A 20,016-nucleotide genomic window follows, 5' to 3' on the forward strand; every position below is an offset into this window, starting at 1 on the left:
AAGTTTTTCAAGGGAAAATTACAGATCTAATGAATATTAAATAGAAATATTTATATAGATATAAAATTTTAGGAAATAGAGAAAATTAGATATAAATATATATTCTCTATTTCCAAATTTTGATTTTCACATATTTTTTTTGATTATTTATTTTACATTTTTATGTGTTTTATACGATGTAATTTTTGTATTTTTTCTGTTTTTGAAATGATTTTTATGTATTCTTTATATTTTTTTACGAGTAGTAAATTTTTAAAATTGATTTTTATTTTTTTAATTTGATAAATTTTAAGTATTTATAAATTTTATAATATTTTTAATATTTCTTCGACCACTTGTGAGGCACAATAGCTAGCTTGTTTAACATTTTTTTTAAAACTCCATGTGGCATATTTATTAGCACAATCAGATATAGCACGAACAATTAGAATTGGTTTTTTAAAATTATAACATACTTGAGTAATCGCAGTAGATTCCATATCGATGGCGATAGCTAATGGAAAATGGTTAAGTATAGATTTTAACATGTGTTTTTTGTAAATAAAAGAATCTCCTGTTAAAATAAGTCCTTCTTGAAATTTATATTTCAATCGATATATACATTTTTTTGCTAAATTTAACAATTTAGTATTTATTAAAAAAAATCTAGGATATTTAGGGATTTGACCTATAGGATATGTAAAGATACTTACATCTACGTCATAGTAACAGGTTTTATTGGGAAGGATAATATTTTTTATTTTTAATAAAGGATTTACGCTTCCAGCAGAACCAACATTGATAATTACATTTGGATCATAATAAATAATTAGTAAAGTAGTAACTATGCTTGCAGAAACTTTCCCAACACCTGATAGCAATATGATAACATTTGTATTGTGTAAATAACCGGTATAAAATTTAAAATTTTCTATTTTTTTTATTTTACATTTTTTTATTTTTTTTAGCAGAAAAATGATTTCTTTTTTTATAGCACCTATTATTCCAATTTTCATTATTTTATAATTTTAGTAATTTTGATTCATAAGAAATAAATTTATCATATAGGAAAATATAAAGTAATTGATATTTTTATATACTAAATGATAAACCGCATCCACAGGTATTTTTTGCGTTTGGATTAGAAATTATAAATTTGGATCCTGTTAAATCTTCTTTGTAATCAATTCTTCCACCTATTAAATATTGTAAGCTAATAGGATCAATGATAATATAATTTTTGTATTTTTTAATGAGAATATCATTTTCATTAATGTTTTTGTCGAAGATAAAACCATATTTAAAACCACTACATCCTCCTCCTGTAATATATACTCTTAATTTGAGATTAGAATTATTTTTTTCTTTTATTAATTTTTTTATTTTTTTTATAGCGGTGTTTGAAACATGTAAAGATATTTCCAACGTATTTTCCATTAGAGATCTCATATTTTTTATAATATAAAAATTGTATATATTTTATTTTATTTTTTTGATACAAATATGATGTAATATATATTACATTTTTATTCAATATATTATATTTGATTTATTTTAAAAAATTTGGAATTATGTTCATAATTAAATATTACTAGAGATATATTTTTTATTAACTTTATCGGATAATAAATTATTTTTTATTTTAATATTGACAATAATATATTTTATATCGGTATTTGACATAACGCAATTAATTATTTCGTTTATGTATTTCTTGCAGCAACTAAAATTTTTATTTTTTGATGTTATGTTTCTTTCTTAATTTTAAAATTGCAAAAATTGGGAATTTTATCTCTAGATAAGGTAATTTTTTAATAAAATTTTTTTATATTTCTCTATATTTAAAATTATATTTTTTAAGAAATTTAAAATATAGAGTGATACTGATGTTTTTAGTAAATAAAAAAAGTTTAAAGTAGTTTTTTTTATTTTGATCAAATGTTTATTAATTTTATTATAAATATAATATTTTATTTATTTAATATTTTTATTATTTTTAAGGAAATAATATCTATTATTTTTAATATATATAAAATGTTATATTTTAGATATTAACTTTATTTAAGGAATTCAATACATTTGCATTTTAATATTTATATTTTTTATTTTTAAAAGAATTTAATGATGGATAAAATGAAAGTTTTATTTAATTTTTATTAATTTAAATTTGAATTATTTAATACAACAATTTTAAATTTGATTATTGAGTTTTTTTTTATGAGTATTAAAAATATATTTTTATTTTTTTATTAATTTACTTTTTATAACATATTCATATGCGTAATTTTTTTATATTTTTTATTTTTTTTGATTTTTATCATTTTATTTTTTTAATGTTATAAAATAATAAATTACTTAAATATTTTTTATGTGTAAGAAATATTTATTATTTTTAAGTATTCAATTTACATAAATATAATCAATATATTTTATTTATTTTTTATTTTTTTTGTATTAAATTTTAATATTGATAGGTATTTACTCATATAGTAATAGAAAACATTTTTATAATCTTTTATTAAATATTTACATTTTCTTAAAAAAATAATTTTTGTTTTATTGAAACAGTGATAATAGTCTTTAATTATTTTAAATAAATATATTGCTGGATGTTATATGATTATAATTAGTTTGATTTTATATAATTTTTTTTAATTAATAATTTTTATTCCTTACTTTTTTCAGCAACTCTTAATATAGAACTACGTGACTTTGGATTAATATAAATTTCATTTTCACTAGGGAATATTCTATTAATGATTTTTAATTTTATTTTTTTTATTTGGTTGATTTTTTTTTCTGTAATAGGTAAGCCAATAGGTACTTGAGCTTTTTGGCTATTTTTTTTTATAAATTTTTTTACAATGCGATCTTCTAAGGAATGGAAACTAATTATTGACAATCTTCCTCCTGGTATTAATATTTTTAATGCATTATTTAACACTAAATTGATTTCTTCTATTTCTTGATTAAGATAAATTCTTATTGCTTGAAAACTACGAGTTGCTGGATGTTTAAATTTATTATATTTTGGAATAGATTTAGCAATTAAATCAGCAAGTTCTTTAGTACGCAAGATAGGTTTTATTTTTTTTTGTTTAAAGATAGATTTTGCAATATGTTTTGCAAATTTTTCTTCACCGAATTTTTTTAGTATGAATGCAATTTCATTTTCTTTCGCTTTATTTAACCAAGATGCTGCTGAAATGCCTTTTTTAGGATTCATTCTCATATCTAAAGGACCATCTTGCATAAAAGAGAATCCTCTTGTGGGATTATTTAATTGTAAGGATGACATACCTAAATCTAATATAATTCCATTAATTTTCCCTATTATGTTTTTTTGTTTTGCATAATTTAATATGTTTGAAAATAATCCCTGAATTATACAAAAACGGTGATCTTTAATTTTATTAGCTTCAGAAATAGCATAAGGATCTCTGTCGATACTATATAATTTTCCATTTTTTCCCAGTTTTTTTAATATTTTTTTAGTATGTCCACCTTCTCCAAATGTACAATCAATATAAATGCCATTTTTTTTTATATTTAAGGAATGTATAGATTCCTGTAGTAATACAGGAATATGTTTTTGGTATATTTTTGTCATAATTTATTTTTAAAATAAAAAGTTTTAATGATATTAGATTTTAATTTTTATTTAAAATAGTAATAAATAATTCGGTATTAATTTTTAATGTCTTTTTTAACTTCTTGATAACCCCACAATACCAGAACGAGCAATTTCAGTAATTTTCGCTATATCTCTTATTATTTTTAAAAAAGCATTTAGTTTTTTACTAGTTCCAGATAATTGTATAATGTACATAGATGTAGTTATATCGACAATTTGTCCTCGGAAAATTTCGGTAATTCTTTTTACTTCTTCTCTAGCAGTTCCTATGCTATAAACTTTAACCAAAATAATTTCTCTTTCTATGTGTGCAATATGTCCAATTTCTGTAACGCTTAATACGTCTATTAATTTGTGTAATTGTTTTTCGATTTGTGTAATAACTTTATCATCACCTACAGTTTGAATTGTCATTCTTGATAAAGTAGGATCTTCAGTAGGTGCAACAGTTACGCTTTCTATGTTATAACCTCTTTGTGAAAATAATCCGACTACTCTGGATAGTGCTCCAAATTCGTTTTCTAATATAACAGATAAGATTCTTTTCATATTTTTTTATTCTCGTTTTTTTTTAACCACATTTCATTCATACCTCCTCCTTTGATTTGCATAGGATATACATGTTCTGAGGCATCAATCAATATATCTACAAATACTAAATGTCCTTTATTTAATTTTATTAGTGCCAACTTTAATTGGTTTTCTAATTCTGCAGGATTAGTAATTGATATGCCTATATGACCGTAAGATTCTGCTAACTGAATAAAATTAGGTAATGATTTCATATAGGAATGAGAATGTCTTCCAGAATAGATCATATCTTGCCATTGTTTTACCATTCCCAATGAATGATTATTTAAGTTAATAATTAATATTGGTAATTTATATTGCATTGCGGTGGATAGTTCTTGAATGTTCATTTGAATACTTCCATCTCCTGTGATGCAAATAACAGTTTCTTTTGGCAAAGCCAATTTTACTCCTAATGCTGCTGGTAAACCAAATCCCATGGTTCCTAATCCTCCTGAATTAATCCAGCGTTTAGGTTTATCAAAAAGATAATACAAAGCGGTAAACATTTGGTGTTGACCTACATCTGATGTAACATATGCTTTTCCTTTTGTTAACTTCCATAACACTTGAATAGCTAATTGTGGTTTTATTTTAATACTTTTTTTATCATAAGATAAATTATTAGATTTTCTCCATGTGTTAATGGTATTCCACCAAGGGTTTAGATTTCTTGATATTATTTTTTCTTTTTCTTTTTTTAATATTTCTAATATTTTTTTTAATACTTTTTTAGCATCTCCTACAATAGCAATATTGGCAACTACTGTTTTAGATATAGATGTTGGATCTATATCAAGATGTAATATATTTGCAAATGGACAATATTTTTTTAAATTGTTGGTAGTACGGTCGTCGAATCTGACTCCAATAGCAAAAATAACGTCTGAATGGTGCATAGCCATATTTGCTTCGTAAGTTCCGTGCATTCCCAACATATGGATACTTTGAGGATGAGTTCCAGGGAAACTACCTAATGCCATTAATGACGTAGTAACAGGGATATTTAATATTTCTGCTAACATACGAAGTTCATGGTGACTATTTGAACTAATCACTCCTCCACCTGCATATATAATCGGTTTTTTTGCATGTAATAAAATAGTTATAGCTTTTTTAATTTGTTTTATATTTTCCTTTATTTTTGGATTATATGATCTTATATTAACAGAGTCTGGCCAAATATAAGGTTTTTTATCTGTTGCATTTAATATGTCTTTGGGTAAATCAATTACTACTGGACCAGGACGTCCGGTTGTAGCTATCCAAAAGGCTTTTTTAAAAGTGATAGGAATATCTTCCGTTTTTTTAACTAAAAAACTATGTTTAACTACAGGACGAGAAATTCCAACCATATCGCATTCTTGAAATGCGTCTAAACCGATTAGTTCTGAAGATACTTGTCCTGAAATTACTATGAGTGGAATGGAATCCATGTACGCTGTAGCTATTCCAGTAATTGCATTCGTTGCACCAGGTCCAGATGTTACTAAAACCACCCCAACTTTACCAGTACATCTAGCGTAACCATCAGCCATGTGGGTTGCTCCTTGTTCATGTCTTACTAAGATATGATTGATTCCATTAATAGTTTTTAATGCATCATAGATATCCAGAACAGCTCCTCCAGGATAACCAAATATATATTCGATTCCTTGATCAATCAACGATTGAACAACCATTTCTGCACCTGATAAAACTTTCATTTTTATTCCTAATTTTAAAGTATTTTAAAATAATGTTAGATTTTTTAAATAAATGTATTTTATATATAATTCATCATATTATTTTAAATAAATATTTAATTTTTTTTATAGTGTATATTTAATATTTTCATTTATTTTAATTTTGTTTTAAAATTTTTATATTAATGAAATATAATTTTTACTGTTATTTTAAATAGTTTTTTTTTAAATCAGAGATCTTTTAAATTCTGGAGAGATCCAAGTTAAAAGTTTATTTTTTCTTTTAATAATCAGACATGCATTTAATTTTTCTCGTATGATTAATTTTTTTGCTTTTTTAAATCCTATTACCATCAATCCTGTATCCCAAGCATCAGCTTCTAATGCATTATTAGCAATAATACTAACTGACGTTAAATTATGTTGTATAGGTAAACCTGTTAACGGATTGATAATATGGCAAATATTTTTTCCCTCCAAATAAAAATAATTTAAATAATTTCCTGATGTACTAATAGATTTGTTTTTTAAATAAACAATTATATGTGTGGTATTTTCGTTTTTTATTGGAGATTTTATACCAATTTTTTTTGTTGATCCTTTGGTAAAAACCGAGCCTCCCACTGTTATTATGTAGTTAGAAATTTGTTCTTTATTTAGTATATCAGCTATATGATCTACCGCAAATCCTTCTCCTAAAGTAGAAAGATCAATTTGAATGTTTTCTAAATCTTTTTTTAAAAAATATCCCGAGTTATTTTGAATTATTTGTAAATGGTGTAATCCGGTAAAGAAAAGAGTTTTATTTATTTTTTTTATAGATGGATATTTTTTAGGTATTTTTTTAGGACCAAATCCCCACATGTTTACCAGTCGTCCAATGGTAATATCCAATGCTCCTGATGTTTTTTCTCCCACGGTTAAAGCTGTAGTAATAATATTTTGCATATTTTTATTTATAGGGTATAGTTTGTTTTCTTTATATTTATTAAATTTGGATACGGCAGATTTTTTTTCCCATGTAGAAAATTCTTGTTCATCTTGATCAAGTACTTTTTGTAGTATAGATTTAAGATATAGTTTTTTTCTTTTTTTTTGTTTTAATAATTTTACTTTCCATGTTGTTCCCATTGTTTTTCCTGTTATAACAGTAAAATTATATTTTTTAGATATTAAAAATTTTGTTTTATTGCCTGTGCATATTAATATGATGATGAAAATTATATTTAAAATTAAAGTCCATAGCATGGATTATGCAAATTCCTAGTTAAATCGATATCATATAAATAATTGTATTATTTAAAAATCACGATGTTTTATGTATAAAAAATATTTTTATCAATATTAACATCAAAGATATTATTATTTTTAAATAAAAATTATTTGTATATATTTTTAATAGATAGGAGAAAATATTTTTCAAAGTACAAATGTAAAACATTTTAATATTTTCTGAAATAAAATATTTTCATTTCTAAATAAATATAATGATATTATATGTTATATAACATAATATCATTTTTTATTGATAGTATTAAATTAATTTAATTTATTAAATATTTTTTTATTTATTTTTAATATAATATTAGTTTTGTTTTTTATACAATTATATATGTTTATGTATGATTAATATTTTTATATGTTTTAAAGTGGGAAATATCGTATTTTAAAAATATTAATTATGTTGCTAATAAATAGATTGATGTTTAAACGACTGAGTTAAATTTTTTATGAATAAATATTTCTTTTATATTAGATAGAAAGTATCACTTAGCACGGTAACACGAATATAGATATCAAATATAAATTTTAATTAGAGTATCAATTATGAAAAAATTGTCTTTTTTACTAAAAACAACATTATTTTTATCTGCTATGTTTTTAAGTGTAGGAATGTCTTGGAGTAATATATTACCTATTCATAAGGTATCTTCCGAATTGAATTTACCTAGTTTAGCACCTATGTTAGAAAAAGTTATGCCTGCAGTAGTAAGTATTAATATTGAAGGTATTGCTCCAGTTAAAAATATTCATTTATCCAAAAAATTTGAGCCTTTTTGGAGTAAGGATTCTCCATTTTGTCGAAGTAGATCTCCATTTTTTTCTTCTCCTTTATGTAATGTAATATCTGGTGGATGTCCTGATCAAAGACATTTTCGAGCTCTTGGTTCAGGAGTTATTATTGATGCAGAAAAAGGTTATGTTGTAACTAATAATCATGTTATAGATCATGCAAATAGAATTATGGTATTTTTAAATGACGGAACTAAATATGAAGCTAAAGTACTTGGTAAGGATGCTCGTTCTGATATAGCTTTAATTAAATTAAAAAATACAAAAAATTTAATTTCTATTAAATTAGGAGATTCAGATTTATTACGTGTTGGAGATTATACAATAGCAATTGGTAATCCTTATGGGTTAGGGGAGACTGTGACTTCGGGTATTATTTCTGCTTTGGGCCGTAGTGGTTTAAATATTGAAAATTATGAAAATTTTATTCAAACTGACGCTGCTATTAATCGTGGAAACTCTGGTGGAGCATTAATTAATTTGAAAGGAGAATTGATAGGTATAAACACTGCTATTTTAGCTCCAGAAGGAGGGAATATAGGTATTGGTTTTGCTATTCCTGGAAATATGGTAAAAAATTTAACTGATCAAATTTTATTATATGGAAAAATAAAACGTGGGGAATTGGGTATAGTTGGTACTGAATTAAATTCTCAACTCGCAAAAGTAATGAAATTGAATACTACAAGAGGTGCTTTTATTACTCAGGTTTTACCTAATTCTGCTGCAGAAAAAGCAGGGATTAAGTCTGGGGATGTCATTATTTATTATAATAAAAAACCAGTGAATAGTTTTTCTGCTTTGAGAGCTGAAATTAGTTCTTTACCAGTTAATACTAAATTAGAGTTAGGAATATTAAGAAATACAAAAATAAAATCAATTACGGTAGAATTAAAAAATAGGATTCAAAATAAAGTAGAATCGGCAACTTTATTGTCTGACATTGCAGGTGCTAATTTGAGTAATTATATTTTTAATGGAATACAAGGAGTGCGTATAGATAATGTAAAAAAAAATACAGCTGCTCATCATATAGGATTTAGAAAGGGAGATATAATTATTGGTGTAAATAAGAATGGAATATCTGATATAGAAGGATTACGTGATACAATTAGAACTGGATATTCAGTTTTGGTTTTTAAAATAAAAAGAAATAACGCGGATATTTATTTGGTACTACAGTAAAGATATTGAAATGTGTTTATATTGCCTGAATGTACAAATGATTCAGGCAATATATTTTGCAATATACGATTATATGTTTCTAAGAAGTTGATTGATTGAGGTTTTTTTAATAGTTTTTTCGTCTACTTTTTTTACTATTACAGCGCAATATAGATTATAACGTTTATTATCAGAAGGTAAGCTTCCGGATACCACTACAGATCCTTTTGGTATTCTTCCATAAAATATGTTACCTGTCTCTCGATCGTATATTTTAGTGCTATTCCCAATATATACTCCCATAGAGATCACAGAGTTTTCTTCTATAATGACTCCTTCTACTATTTCAGAACGAGCACCAATGAAACAATTATCTTCAATAATTGTAGGATTATTTTGTAATGGTTCCAATACTCCTCCAATTCCAACACCTCCTGAAATATGAACATTTTTACCAATTTGGGCGCAAGAACCTATGGTGGCCCATGTATCTATCATACTCCCTTCGTCAATATAAGCGCCAATATTTACATAGGAAGGCATGAGTACTGTTTTTCTCCCTACAAAAGAACCTTTTCTTATTGTTGCAGGAGGTACTATTCGTATTTCTTCTTCTTTAAACTTTTTTTCGTCATAATTTTTATATTTTAGTGGAACTTTATCATAATAAGCAGTATGTGCATCATTTGTTACTTCATTTTTCTTTAGATATAAATAAAGTAATATTGCTTCTTTTAACCATTGATGAGTTATCCAAACACCTTCTATTTTTTCTGCAACACGTAAAGTACCGATATCTAACATATTTATTACTTGATTTATAGCGTCTTTTTCAGATTTACACATATTTTCATATTTAATACTGGTCTTTTTTTCGAAAACGTTTTTAATTATTTTTTTTAATTTTTTCATATTTTTAAATGTTCCGATTTTTATAGTTTTTTAAAAAATAATTATTTTAAAAAAAAATTTATATTGTTTATTAGTAAAACTTTTAACATTTTTTTGTATAGTAATTAATTTTATTAGCTCTTTATCTAAATTAGATTTTTTTATTTGATTTTATTGAGTATATTTTAAATTTTTATTATTAATGTTTAAAATTTGATCAATTTTTTCTTCTTTACGTAATGTTAATATTTCACAGCTTTTATCTGTAACCAAAATAGTATGTTCATATTGAGCTGATAAACCATGATCTTTAGTTTTTATTGTCCAACCATCTTTCATACATCTTACTTGGTTACTGCCTGTGTTGATCATAGGTTCAATTGTAAAAGTCATACCTGGTTTTAATATTATCCCTGGATCTCTATTATCGCAATGCAAAATTTGTGGTTCTTCATGAAAATTTTTTCCAATGCCATGTCCACAATATTCTTTTACTACAGAAAATTTTTGTTTTTTAACATATTTTTCAATAGCTTGTCCTATCTCGTATAACGGCATATTCGGTTTTATTAAGTTTAATGCCAAATATAAACTTTCTTGCGCGACATGGCATAAACGTTTACTAAGTATACTCGGTTTACCAAGAATGAACATTTTTGACGTATCACTATGATATCCATTATGAATTAATGCCACATCAATATTTATAATGTCTCCTTCTTTTAACTTTTGTTTAATGTTGGGAATCCCATGACAAACCACGTCATTTACAGAAGTACAAATAGATTTGGGATATCCATTGTATCCTAAACAAGCAGGAATGGATTTTTGTTTTTTAATAATATAATTATGGCAAATTTGATTTATTTCTTCTGTTGTAATGTTATGTACTATGTGGCTTTCAATCATATCCAAAACTTCCGCAGCTAATTTTCCTACTTTTCTCATTTTTTTGATTTCTTCATCGTTTTTAATTAACATTGATTTCATATTTTTCTCTTGATATAAGTACATATAATAAAAAATTTTTTATTATTAAAAATAAAAAATAATTTTATTCCATTTTTATAAAATGTAATTGTTTAAATAGTTATTTTTTAATTTAATTATTTTTATGATTTTATATATGATATTTTTAATGTCTACTCTATTTATAAATAAATAATATACATATATAGTAATATATAAATATTATTAGTTTTAAAAAATATATAATGAGGTAAATTATGACAGATATTTCTATGAAAGATATGATAAAAGCTGGTGTACATTTTGGTCATCAAACGCGTTATTGGAATCCGAAAATGAAACCGTTCATATTTGGATCTCGGAATAGGGTACATATTATTAATTTGGAAAAAACATTACCTATGTTTAATATTGCTTTAAAAGAATTAAAGAAAATATCTTTACGTAAAGGGAAAATATTATTTGTTGGTACCAAACGAGCAGCGAGTAAAGAAATTAAGCAGTCTGCTATATCTTGTAAACAATTTTATGTAAATCACCGTTGGTTAGGAGGTATGTTAACAAATTGGAAAACAGTTCGACAATCTATAAAACGTTTAAAGGATTTGGAAATAGAATCTCAAGATGGAACTTTTGAAAAATTGACGAAAAAAGAAGTTTTACTTCGTACGCGTGAATTAGCTAAATTAGAGAATAGTTTAGGTGGTATTAAAAATATGGGAGGTTTGCCTGATGCATTATTCGTAGTAGATTCAGAACACGAACATATAGCAGTAAAGGAAGCAAATAATTTAAGTATCCCTGTTTTTGCCATAGTGGACACTAATTCTAATCCTGATGGTGTAGATTATATTATTCCTGGAAATGATGATGCAATTAGATCGGTAAGATTGTATTTAAAATCGGTTACTCTTGTTATAATGCAGGGTATTTCTAAAAATTTTTAAACAATGATACTGCTAAGACTTGGTAATATCCGTGTATTTTTATACATATGATTGATATTGCGGTACATAAAGATTTAATGAAATTAATATAAGCAACGCAATTTATTTTTTAATAGGAACATGGAGAATTACAAATATGGTTAAAGTTACTGCTTCGCTTGTAAAAGAACTGAGATTGCGAACAGGAGCAGGAATAATGGAATGTAAAAAAGCATTGATAGATTCTGGTGGAAACATAGAATTATCTATTGATTTTTTAAGAAAAACAGGACATGTTAAGGCAGAAAAAAAAAATAGTCGTATTACTGCTCAAGGTTCTATCTTTACGTACTTACATAAAAATACAGCTGCGATTTTAGAATTAAATTGTGAAAGTGATTTTGTAGCTAAAGATATTGAATTTATTTCTTTTGGACAGATAATTGTTGAGTTAGCTTGTCTAAAAAAGATAAGTAATATTGATTTATTGAAAAAAAATTTTGAAGAAAAGCGAATTTCTTTATTATTAAAAGTGGGTGAAAATATCAATATTACACGTATAGCATTATTGGAAGCTGAAAAAATTGTTTCTTATGTACATGATTCTCGTATTGGAGTGTTAGTTGGTGCTACTTCAGATAGTAATAAAAAGATAATAAAACAAATAGCCATGCATATTACTGCTAGTAAACCAGAGTTTTTAAATAAAAATAAGGTTCCAAAATCTGTCATTGATCGAGAATACAAAATTCAATTAGATATTGCTAAAAAATTTAAAAAAAATAAGTTAATATCTGAAAAAATAGTACAGGGGAAAATGAACAAATTTTTTTCTGAAATTACTTTAATAGGACAGAAATTTATCATGGATGTCGAAAAAACTGTTGGTCAATTACTTTTAGATAGTAAATCTGAAGTGACATCTTTCATTAGATTTGAAATTGGAGAATAAATTTAGTTTTATTTTTAGATAGTGTAATAAAATTAAATATTTTTAAAATATTATTTTTTTAAGGGCCGCTTGTCAGCGGTTCTTTTTTATTTTTTCATGATATATTTTTTATTAATATTATGTATTAGGTTTAAAAATATGAAAAAGAACGCAAAACTTGTATACCAACGTATAATATTAAAAATTAGTGGAGAAATATTAAAGAGTAATTATGAATCGGAAATTGATTTACATTTATTAAACCGCATGATAAAAGAAATTAAAAGTTTAATAAAAATTGGTATTCAAGTAGGTATTGTTGTCGGCGGTGGAAATTTAATTCGTGGTTCAAATGTAAAAAAAATTGGTGTCAGTGTTAATACCGCTGATCATATGGGTATGTTATCAACAATTATTAATGGGTTGCTTATAACAGATACAATGAATCGTTATACTATAAAGACTCAACTTATGTCTGCTATTTCTGTTTCTGGTATTTGTCAAATCTACAATGTAGAGAAAGCAATTTATTTATTATCTAAGCAGTGTGTTTTAGTTTTTTCTGGAGGCATTGGTTGTCCATTTTTTACAACTGATTCTGCAGCTTGTATTCGCGGGATTGAGGTTAAAGCTGATATTGTTTTAAAAGCTACTAAAGTTGATGGAGTTTATTCTTCCGATCCTAAAACAAATTATGATGCCATTATGTATCAAAATATAAAATATGAAGATGTATTAAACCAAGATCTGAAAATTATGGATCCAACTGCTATTATACTTGCTCGAGATCACAGTTTACCAATTTGTATTTTTAATATGTATAAATCTGGTGCATTATATAGAATAATGACAGGCGAACAAGAAGGAACATTAATAATTAGTTGAAAGAAGATTATTTTAATAAATATATACGGATGTATGTAACATTTGATGTTATATATGATATTTACATATAGTAAAACATTTTATAAGGTTTATCATGCTTAATAATATTAAAAAAGATACAGAAAGTAATATGGAAAAATCTTTACAAAATTTTAAAAAAAATATTTTAAAAATAAGAACGAATCGTGCTTCTCCACATTTATTGGATGGTATATTAGTAGAATACTATGGTAAAAAAGTACCTATTCGTCAACTTGCTAGTGTTGTATTAGATGATTCTGTTACCTTAAAAGTTAATGTTTTTGATTCTTCTGTTATTAAATTGATTGAAAAAGCTATCATGAATGCAAATCTTGGTTTAAATCCTTATTCTAAAGGGAACACTATTCTAGTCCCTCTGCCTTCATTGACAGAAAGTAGAAGAAAAGAATTAATTAAAATAATAAAACATGCTAGTGAATGTAGTCGTATTAGTATTAGGAATATCAGACGAGATGCAAACGTAAAAATTAAAAATTTTTTGAAAAAAAAAATCATTAACGAAGATGCAGAGAGATTATTTCAAAATGAAATACAAAATATGACGGATAATTTTATAAAAAAAATTGATGTTCTTTTATCAGAAAAAGAAAAGGATTTAATGGTATTTTAATATATTTAAAAAAATTATTTTAATTTTTATTATTTTTTGTAGGATATAAACAAATTTTTTTTAAAATTTGTTTATATAAAAAATAGTTTTGTATAATAATGTTAATTTTTTAGAATTTAAATATTTATTTTTAATAATTTTTGTTCTTTTAAAGAAATAAAAAATATTTAGTAATATATTTTTAGTTTTGATTTTTATATTAATGTTGATATTAAATTTTATTTAATATTAAGAGTAGATCAAGAATTATTTTATTTTAGATAATAAGATTATTATTTAATTTTTTTTAATGGTATTATTGAGAATATTGCTATATATATAAAATATTGATGTATTAATAATGGTAATTATTGATTTTTTTTAGCTTGATAAATATATATTTTGTTCATATAAAATATGTAGTAAAAATAGTTTTTTGCAAATGAACTATTAATGCTAACAATATTTATGAAATAATTTCATACGTATACTATAGTTTTTATTATTAATTATTTTGATTTAATTTTTTATGATTTATCAGTGTTAATTAAAATTTAGATGATTTTGATTTAAAAAAGAAAATATATTTATTATTTTTTAAATATTTTAAAATGTGTTGTATTTTTATTGAGTATAAAAAATGAATTTTAATTTAATTTTTTCGTTTTTTTATTAGTTAATAAAACATTAAATTTTAAATTTTTTATAGAGTATTCAATTAATGATTAAACTTAATATAAGAAACATTTTATGGTTTATCTTTATTAAATAAAAAATGATAATAGATATTAATTTGGTTATTTTTAATTTAGTAGATAATTATAGTAATATTTTAAATAGGTGTTTATATACATATTTACTAAATATGAATAATTATATCTATATTCCAGTATTTTTTTTAATATTGGTGTAATTTTATTTGATTGGTTTTAATAGAGAATATTTTTATTTTATGTGTTCAATAAATATGTTAAAATGCAGAAAATTATTAAAAAAAAAATTACGTCATGTAGCAATTATTATGGATGGGAATAGAAGATGGGCAAAAAACAAAGGTAGATTTTTTATATTAGGGTATCAGGAAGGGATTAAAGCTGTTCATCGCACTATAAATTTCGCAATTCTTAATCGTATTGAAGTACTATCATTATATGCTTTTAGTCGCGAAAATAGGTATCGTCCCATGTTAGAATTAAAGTTGTTAATGCAATTTTTTTTGCAAAAAATAGATGATGAAATTGCTAATTTCAATAGAAATAATGTTTGTGTAAAATTTATTGGAGATATCAAGTATTTTGATGATTTGTTACAAAAAAAGATTAAATTAGCAGAAATGTCAACCATAAACAATAATGGATTAATATTAATTATTGCTGCCAATTACGGAGGAAAATGGGATATTATCGAGGGGATAAAGAAAATTATAAAAAAAATAGAATCCGGTTTTTTACATGTAAATGAAATTGAAGAAAGCACATTATCAAATGTATTAAGTACTAAAGATTTAGCTCCTGTTGATTTAGTTATTAGAACAGGAGGGGAATATCGTATTAGTAATTTTTTACTGTGGCAAATAGCTTATTCAGAATTATATTTTACCGATGTTCTTTGGCCTGATTTTAACGATTGTATTTTTAAATTGGCAATAGAAGTATTCTTGAAAAGGAAACGTAGATTTGGTTCTTAAATATAAAAAATATTTTTTATATTAAAAATTTTTTTTATGTTTTATAATAATTTAGTATTAATATCATAAACATGATATAATTTTAAGTATTATAAAATCGATCTATAACTTCCTTATTATATAAAAAAAACATAATATATGTTATAATTTTTTAACTACCCCAACACTTTTAAAATAATAATAGTTTTTATTATTAATCAATAAATATTTTTTTTATATATTTTTTGATAAACGCAATGAAGTGTCGATTACCAGAGTTTTTTAATAAATTTAAATAATTATGCTATTTATAAAACAATTATTGATTTTATTTTTTTTGTTTTTTAGTATTGATGGATATACTAAAGATAAGTGGTCAACAAAAGATATTACTTTTTCTGGATTACACAGATTTTCTAAAAAAAATGTTTTTAATTATATAAAAAAATATCATGGTAATAAAGTTAGTTGTAATAATTTAAATAAAGTGATTTATAATTTATTACAAACCGGCCAATTTGAAAATATTAGAGTAATAAAATTTAAAAATAATTTGATTTTTAAAATAAAAGAACGATCAGATATATATCATATTGATTTTTCTGATGGTATGGTTATTCCTAATGATGTTATAAAAATGTTATTAAGTAATAATATAAAAATAGGAGATAATTTAAATTCACATTATTTGAATTTATTTAAAAATATGCTAAAAAAATATTATTTTAGTATAGGGAAATACAATGTTGATATTAAATTTATTTTTTTTATAAAATCAAATAAAACAGTTTATTTTAAAATATTAATTTTAGAAAGACAATTTGCTGTAGTGAATAATATAAATATATTTGGTAATCATGTTTTTTCTTCAAATAAAATTGTTTCTTTGTTGGAATTATATAATCGATCTAACATTTCTTTTTTTATAGATAAAAAAGATTATCTTGTTAAAAAGTTTAGTAACGATTTAAAAAATATAAAAAATTTCTATTTACAAAATGGATATATATTTTTTAAATTTAGTAAAATTCATGTTGTTTTTTCTCTTGATAAAAAGAAAGTTGATATAAATATTTTTTTAAAAGAAGGATCAAAATATTGTGTATCTAAATTTTTTATTCGTGGTAATGTGTTGTTCTATTATAAAAAAATTAATACCATTATTTATGGTATAACAAAAAAACACATTGATTGTATTCATATTTTTAAATTAAAAAAAATAATAAAAAATATGTTTTTTTGTGATGGTTATCCTAATGTAAATGTTTCTGTTTATTTTAAGAAAAATGCATTACATGATAATGTAGATTTGTATTTCTATGTTTATCCTAATCAACGTTATATATTAAACAAAATAAATTTTGCAGGAAATAAATTTACTACAAATGATTTTTTACATGATAAAATTAAACATAAAGAAGGCGATTGGTTAAATATTCTTTTGCTGGTGAAAGGCAGAGAAGATCTTTTAGAAACTGGTTTTTTTAAAGATATAAAATTAAATTTTTATAATTTTAATAATGGATCAAAAAAAATTGATGCAGTTTATACTATACAAGAAAATGATATTGGAAATATTAATTTCAGTTTTGGTTATGGTATGGAAAGTGGCATAAATTTAAATTTAAATATGATTCGAAATCATTTATTTAATACAGGGTCTAAAATTCAGTTAAGTATTCTTAAAGATATGAATCAAATATCTGGTTCATTGATATTTAAATATCCTTTTTTAAACGTATTTCAAAATAACTTAAAAGGTCAATTTTTTTATAATTATTTTAAGTTTAATGAAGTTGATAGTAATTTTTATCAAAATAAACGTTATGGTTTAGATACTATTTTAGGATTTTTAATTAACAAAAAAAATGAATTTAATGTCGGAATACATTATGTACACAACAATATTTCTAATATTGAATCTCCTTTTTCTATATGGCGTTATATTAAATCTTTAAAATCAAATTATAAAAAATATAACACTGATGATATATTGATGAGTTTTTTTTGGATTTTTAATGATTTACGCCATGAAAATTATTATTTATTAGGAAATTATACAACATTGAGTGGAAAATCTACTATTTTAGGTTCTGACAATCATTTTAATAAAATAAAATTAGAATCAAGGGAATATTTTAGATTTAAATATAATAAAAATTTGATACTATTTGCTCGTACTTATTTAGGTTTTGGAAACAGTAATCATATTGATGAAGAATTTCCTTTTTATGAAAATTATTATGCAGGAGGAATTGGTTCTATACGTGGTTTTAAATTTAATAGTATAGGCCCTAAAGATATTTATTATAATAAATATAATAATTTTTGTATCGGTAAGCAATTTTATAAATTTTGTCAATCCGATATTTCTACAGGAGGGAATGCAATAATTAATACTAATTTAGAATTGATAAAAAAAATATTATTAAATGATAACTATAAATTAAGTGTAATTACTGCTTCTGTATTTTTGGATTCAACTACTGTTTGGAACACTCATTGGATCAATTCTCTGGACAGTAAATTATCTCATTTCCTCGATTATAGTAATCCTTATGATATTCGTGTGTCCACGGGTATTTCTTTGCAATGGATTTCTCCATTAGGTCCATTAAATTTTTCATATTCTTATCCATTAAAATATAATGATAAAGATAAAATAGAATCTTTTCAATTTAATATAGGGAAAATTTGGTAATTTAAAATTATGACTTAACTATTGAATTAGATTCGAATTTTGATGAGAGATAATTATTATTATAAATAATATTTCTTATGAGAATTTAAATCATTGAATTGGTGATTATATGAATAATATAAATGTTATAGATGTAAAAAATATTTTTGGATTTTTACCTCATAGATATCCATTTTTATTTATTGATCGTGTCATTGAGATAAAAAAATATGAATATATTTATGCTATTAAGAATGTTTCAATAAATGAATCATGTTTCCAGGGACATTTTCCTAATAATCCTATTTTCCCAGGTGTATTAATTATAGAATCTATGGCACAAGCTTCAGGATTATTAGTTATAAATAGTTTTAAAAACTTATCATCGTATATAAGTTATTATTTAGCTTCTATTGATAGAGTTCGTTTTAAAAAAATAGTTGTCCCCGGAGACCAAATTTTCATTGAAGTTGTAATTGAAAAAAATAAAAAAAATCTTACTCGGTTCCGAGGTTTAGCAAAAGTTAATAACAATATTGTTTGTAAAGCAATTATCACATGTATGCTTAAAAAAAATTGAAAGATATAAAATATATTTTTAATATTTAGCTTAATTTAAATATGTTTTTATTGATGTCAGTAAAATCCAGTTTATATTCGTATTGAATATATATATAATATTTTTATAAAATTAATTTTTTGTATTATTTAATATTATTTTAAATATGAAATTTATAGCAGGTATAGATGAAGTTGGATGTGGAGCTTTAGTGGGTAATGTAGTTAGTGCTGCTGTTATATTAAATCCATCGGTTTTTATTCATGGTTTAACAGATTCTAAAAAAATATCAGATAAAAATAGATTATTTTTATTTAATGAGATAATAAATAAAGCAACAGCATGGAGTGTAGGATCAGCTAATTCTAAAGAAATAGATACTTTAAATATTTTAAATGCATCGCTTTTGTCGATGAAGAGAGCTGTAGATAATTTAATATATAAACCAGATTTTTTATTTATAGATGGGAAATATTCTATTCAAGTTCCTATTCCATCAATGTCTATAATTCATGGTGATAATTTAATTCCTGAAATCAGTGCTGCTTCTATTGTAGCAAAAGTAATTCGTGATAGAGAAATGTTAGAATTACATCGTTTATTTCCTCAATATGGATTTTCAGATCATAAGGGTTATTCAACTAAAAAACACGTATCTATGTTAATAAAATATGGTCCTATACCTCAACATCGTCATACATTTTCTCCTATTACAAAAATGAGAAAAAATATTAAATAAAATATTTTAATTTTTATTTTTATTTTTTATTAAA

The 20,016-nt window shown here is 23.4% G+C and carries 17 protein-coding genes; 9 read left to right on the forward strand and 8 right to left on the reverse strand.

Annotated features, from left to right (window positions below):
* Nucleotides 1-305: 305 nt before the first annotated feature.
* The 6 genes from LDP10_RS00635 to LDP10_RS00660 form a co-directional block, all read right to left on the reverse strand.
* Nucleotides 306-995: a 5'-methylthioadenosine/adenosylhomocysteine nucleosidase gene (locus LDP10_RS00635; RefSeq protein ID WP_265196821.1), complete on the reverse strand. Its 690-nt coding sequence runs from the start codon at nucleotides 993-995 to the stop codon at nucleotides 306-308.
* A gap of 76 nt (nucleotides 996-1,071) precedes the next feature.
* Entirely contained in the window at nucleotides 1,072-1,416 is a 345-nt protein-coding gene (gene erpA / locus LDP10_RS00640) for an iron-sulfur cluster insertion protein ErpA (protein ID WP_265196822.1), read from the reverse strand.
* Nucleotides 1,417-2,644: 1,228 nt separating this feature from the next.
* Entirely contained in the window at nucleotides 2,645-3,589 is a 945-nt protein-coding gene (gene rsmH, locus LDP10_RS00645) for a 16S rRNA (cytosine(1402)-N(4))-methyltransferase RsmH (protein WP_265196823.1), read from the reverse strand.
* 96 nt (nucleotides 3,590-3,685) lie between these two features.
* Nucleotides 3,686-4,162 (reverse strand): acetolactate synthase small subunit, encoded by a 477-nt coding sequence (gene ilvN, locus LDP10_RS00650; RefSeq protein ID WP_265196824.1) that lies wholly within the window; start codon nucleotides 4,160-4,162, stop codon nucleotides 3,686-3,688.
* Nucleotides 4,159-5,889 carry a biosynthetic-type acetolactate synthase large subunit gene (gene ilvB / locus LDP10_RS00655; RefSeq protein ID WP_265196825.1) on the reverse strand — a complete coding sequence of 577 codons (1,731 nt, stop codon included), beginning with the start codon at nucleotides 5,887-5,889 and terminating at the stop codon, nucleotides 4,159-4,161. Before ilvB ends, ilvN begins: the two co-directional genes overlap by 4 nt.
* Nucleotides 5,890-6,093: 204 nt before the next feature.
* Complete coding sequence (locus LDP10_RS00660; RefSeq protein WP_265196826.1) at nucleotides 6,094-7,116, reverse strand: FAD:protein FMN transferase; 1,023 nt, start codon at nucleotides 7,114-7,116, stop codon at nucleotides 6,094-6,096.
* Nucleotides 7,117-7,695: 579 nt separating this feature from the next.
* Between LDP10_RS00660 and LDP10_RS00665 the strand changes: the two genes are divergently transcribed.
* Nucleotides 7,696-9,126, forward strand: a complete 1,431-nt coding sequence (locus LDP10_RS00665; protein WP_265196827.1) for a Do family serine endopeptidase — start codon at nucleotides 7,696-7,698, stop codon at nucleotides 9,124-9,126.
* A gap of 69 nt (nucleotides 9,127-9,195) precedes the next feature.
* On the opposite strand, the gene dapD is transcribed toward LDP10_RS00665, so the two are convergent.
* Nucleotides 9,196-10,017, reverse strand: coding sequence for a 2,3,4,5-tetrahydropyridine-2,6-dicarboxylate N-succinyltransferase (gene dapD / locus LDP10_RS00670; protein ID WP_265196828.1), 822 nt, complete (start codon nucleotides 10,015-10,017; stop codon nucleotides 9,196-9,198).
* A 150-nt stretch (nucleotides 10,018-10,167) separates the two neighbouring features.
* Nucleotides 10,168-10,986, reverse strand: coding sequence for a type I methionyl aminopeptidase (gene map / locus LDP10_RS00675; RefSeq protein ID WP_265196829.1), 819 nt, complete (start codon nucleotides 10,984-10,986; stop codon nucleotides 10,168-10,170).
* Between the two features lie 236 nt (nucleotides 10,987-11,222).
* On the opposite strand from map, the gene rpsB reads away from it, so the two are divergent.
* The 8 genes from rpsB to rnhB all read left to right on the forward strand — a co-directional run bounded on the left by rpsB (nucleotide 11,223) and on the right by rnhB (nucleotide 19,982).
* The gene (gene rpsB / locus LDP10_RS00680) at nucleotides 11,223-11,912 is read left to right on the forward strand and encodes a 30S ribosomal protein S2 (protein WP_265196830.1); all 690 of its coding nucleotides are present in this window, start codon (nucleotides 11,223-11,225) and stop codon (nucleotides 11,910-11,912) included.
* Nucleotides 11,913-12,048: 136 nt separating this feature from the next.
* Complete coding sequence (gene tsf, locus LDP10_RS00685; protein ID WP_265196831.1) at nucleotides 12,049-12,843, forward strand: translation elongation factor Ts; 795 nt, start codon at nucleotides 12,049-12,051, stop codon at nucleotides 12,841-12,843.
* Between the two features lie 138 nt (nucleotides 12,844-12,981).
* Nucleotides 12,982-13,707, forward strand: coding sequence for a UMP kinase (pyrH, locus tag LDP10_RS00690; RefSeq protein WP_265196832.1), 726 nt, complete (start codon nucleotides 12,982-12,984; stop codon nucleotides 13,705-13,707).
* A 94-nt stretch (nucleotides 13,708-13,801) separates the two neighbouring features.
* A complete protein-coding gene (frr, locus tag LDP10_RS00695) occupies nucleotides 13,802-14,359 on the forward strand; it encodes a ribosome recycling factor (protein WP_265196833.1) in 558 nt (185 codons plus the stop codon).
* A gap of 946 nt (nucleotides 14,360-15,305) precedes the next feature.
* The gene (uppS, locus tag LDP10_RS00700) at nucleotides 15,306-16,025 is read left to right on the forward strand and encodes a polyprenyl diphosphate synthase (RefSeq protein ID WP_265196834.1); all 720 of its coding nucleotides are present in this window, start codon (nucleotides 15,306-15,308) and stop codon (nucleotides 16,023-16,025) included.
* Nucleotides 16,026-16,341: 316 nt separating this feature from the next.
* Nucleotides 16,342-18,705 (forward strand): outer membrane protein assembly factor BamA, encoded by a 2,364-nt coding sequence (bamA, locus tag LDP10_RS00705; RefSeq protein ID WP_265196835.1) that lies wholly within the window; start codon nucleotides 16,342-16,344, stop codon nucleotides 18,703-18,705.
* Nucleotides 18,706-18,814: 109 nt separating this feature from the next.
* Nucleotides 18,815-19,264: a 3-hydroxyacyl-ACP dehydratase FabZ gene (gene fabZ / locus LDP10_RS00710; RefSeq protein ID WP_265196836.1), complete on the forward strand. Its 450-nt coding sequence runs from the start codon at nucleotides 18,815-18,817 to the stop codon at nucleotides 19,262-19,264.
* 145 nt (nucleotides 19,265-19,409) lie between these two features.
* Nucleotides 19,410-19,982: a ribonuclease HII gene (gene rnhB, locus LDP10_RS00715; protein WP_265196837.1), complete on the forward strand. Its 573-nt coding sequence runs from the start codon at nucleotides 19,410-19,412 to the stop codon at nucleotides 19,980-19,982.
* The last annotated feature ends 34 nt before the right edge of the window (nucleotides 19,983-20,016 follow it).

This window comes from Buchnera aphidicola (Pemphigus obesinymphae) (assembly GCF_026122815.1).
GTDB classification, from domain to species: domain Bacteria; phylum Pseudomonadota; class Gammaproteobacteria; order Enterobacterales; family Enterobacteriaceae; genus Buchnera_C; species Buchnera_C aphidicola_BJ.

Coding starts and splice junctions, on each gene's coding strand:
- LDP10_RS00635 (WP_265196821.1), bottom strand. CDS start 995: ATGAAAATTGGAATAATAGGTGCTATAAAAAAAGAAATCATTTTTCTG.
- erpA (WP_265196822.1), bottom strand. CDS start 1,416: ATGGAAAATACGTTGGAAATATCTTTACATGTTTCAAACACCGCTATA.
- rsmH (WP_265196823.1), bottom strand. CDS start 3,589: ATGACAAAAATATACCAAAAACATATTCCTGTATTACTACAGGAATCT.
- ilvN (WP_265196824.1), bottom strand. CDS start 4,162: ATGAAAAGAATCTTATCTGTTATATTAGAAAACGAATTTGGAGCACTA.
- ilvB (WP_265196825.1), bottom strand. CDS start 5,889: ATGAAAGTTTTATCAGGTGCAGAAATGGTTGTTCAATCGTTGATTGAT.
- LDP10_RS00660 (WP_265196826.1), bottom strand. CDS start 7,116: ATGCTATGGACTTTAATTTTAAATATAATTTTCATCATCATATTAATA.
- LDP10_RS00665 (WP_265196827.1), top strand. CDS start 7,696: ATGAAAAAATTGTCTTTTTTACTAAAAACAACATTATTTTTATCTGCT.
- dapD (WP_265196828.1), bottom strand. CDS start 10,017: ATGAAAAAATTAAAAAAAATAATTAAAAACGTTTTCGAAAAAAAGACC.
- map (WP_265196829.1), bottom strand. CDS start 10,986: ATGAAATCAATGTTAATTAAAAACGATGAAGAAATCAAAAAAATGAGA.
- rpsB (WP_265196830.1), top strand. CDS start 11,223: ATGACAGATATTTCTATGAAAGATATGATAAAAGCTGGTGTACATTTT.
- tsf (WP_265196831.1), top strand. CDS start 12,049: ATGGTTAAAGTTACTGCTTCGCTTGTAAAAGAACTGAGATTGCGAACA.
- pyrH (WP_265196832.1), top strand. CDS start 12,982: ATGAAAAAGAACGCAAAACTTGTATACCAACGTATAATATTAAAAATT.
- frr (WP_265196833.1), top strand. CDS start 13,802: ATGCTTAATAATATTAAAAAAGATACAGAAAGTAATATGGAAAAATCT.
- uppS (WP_265196834.1), top strand. CDS start 15,306: ATGTTAAAATGCAGAAAATTATTAAAAAAAAAATTACGTCATGTAGCA.
- fabZ (WP_265196836.1), top strand. CDS start 18,815: ATGAATAATATAAATGTTATAGATGTAAAAAATATTTTTGGATTTTTA.
- rnhB (WP_265196837.1), top strand. CDS start 19,410: ATGAAATTTATAGCAGGTATAGATGAAGTTGGATGTGGAGCTTTAGTG.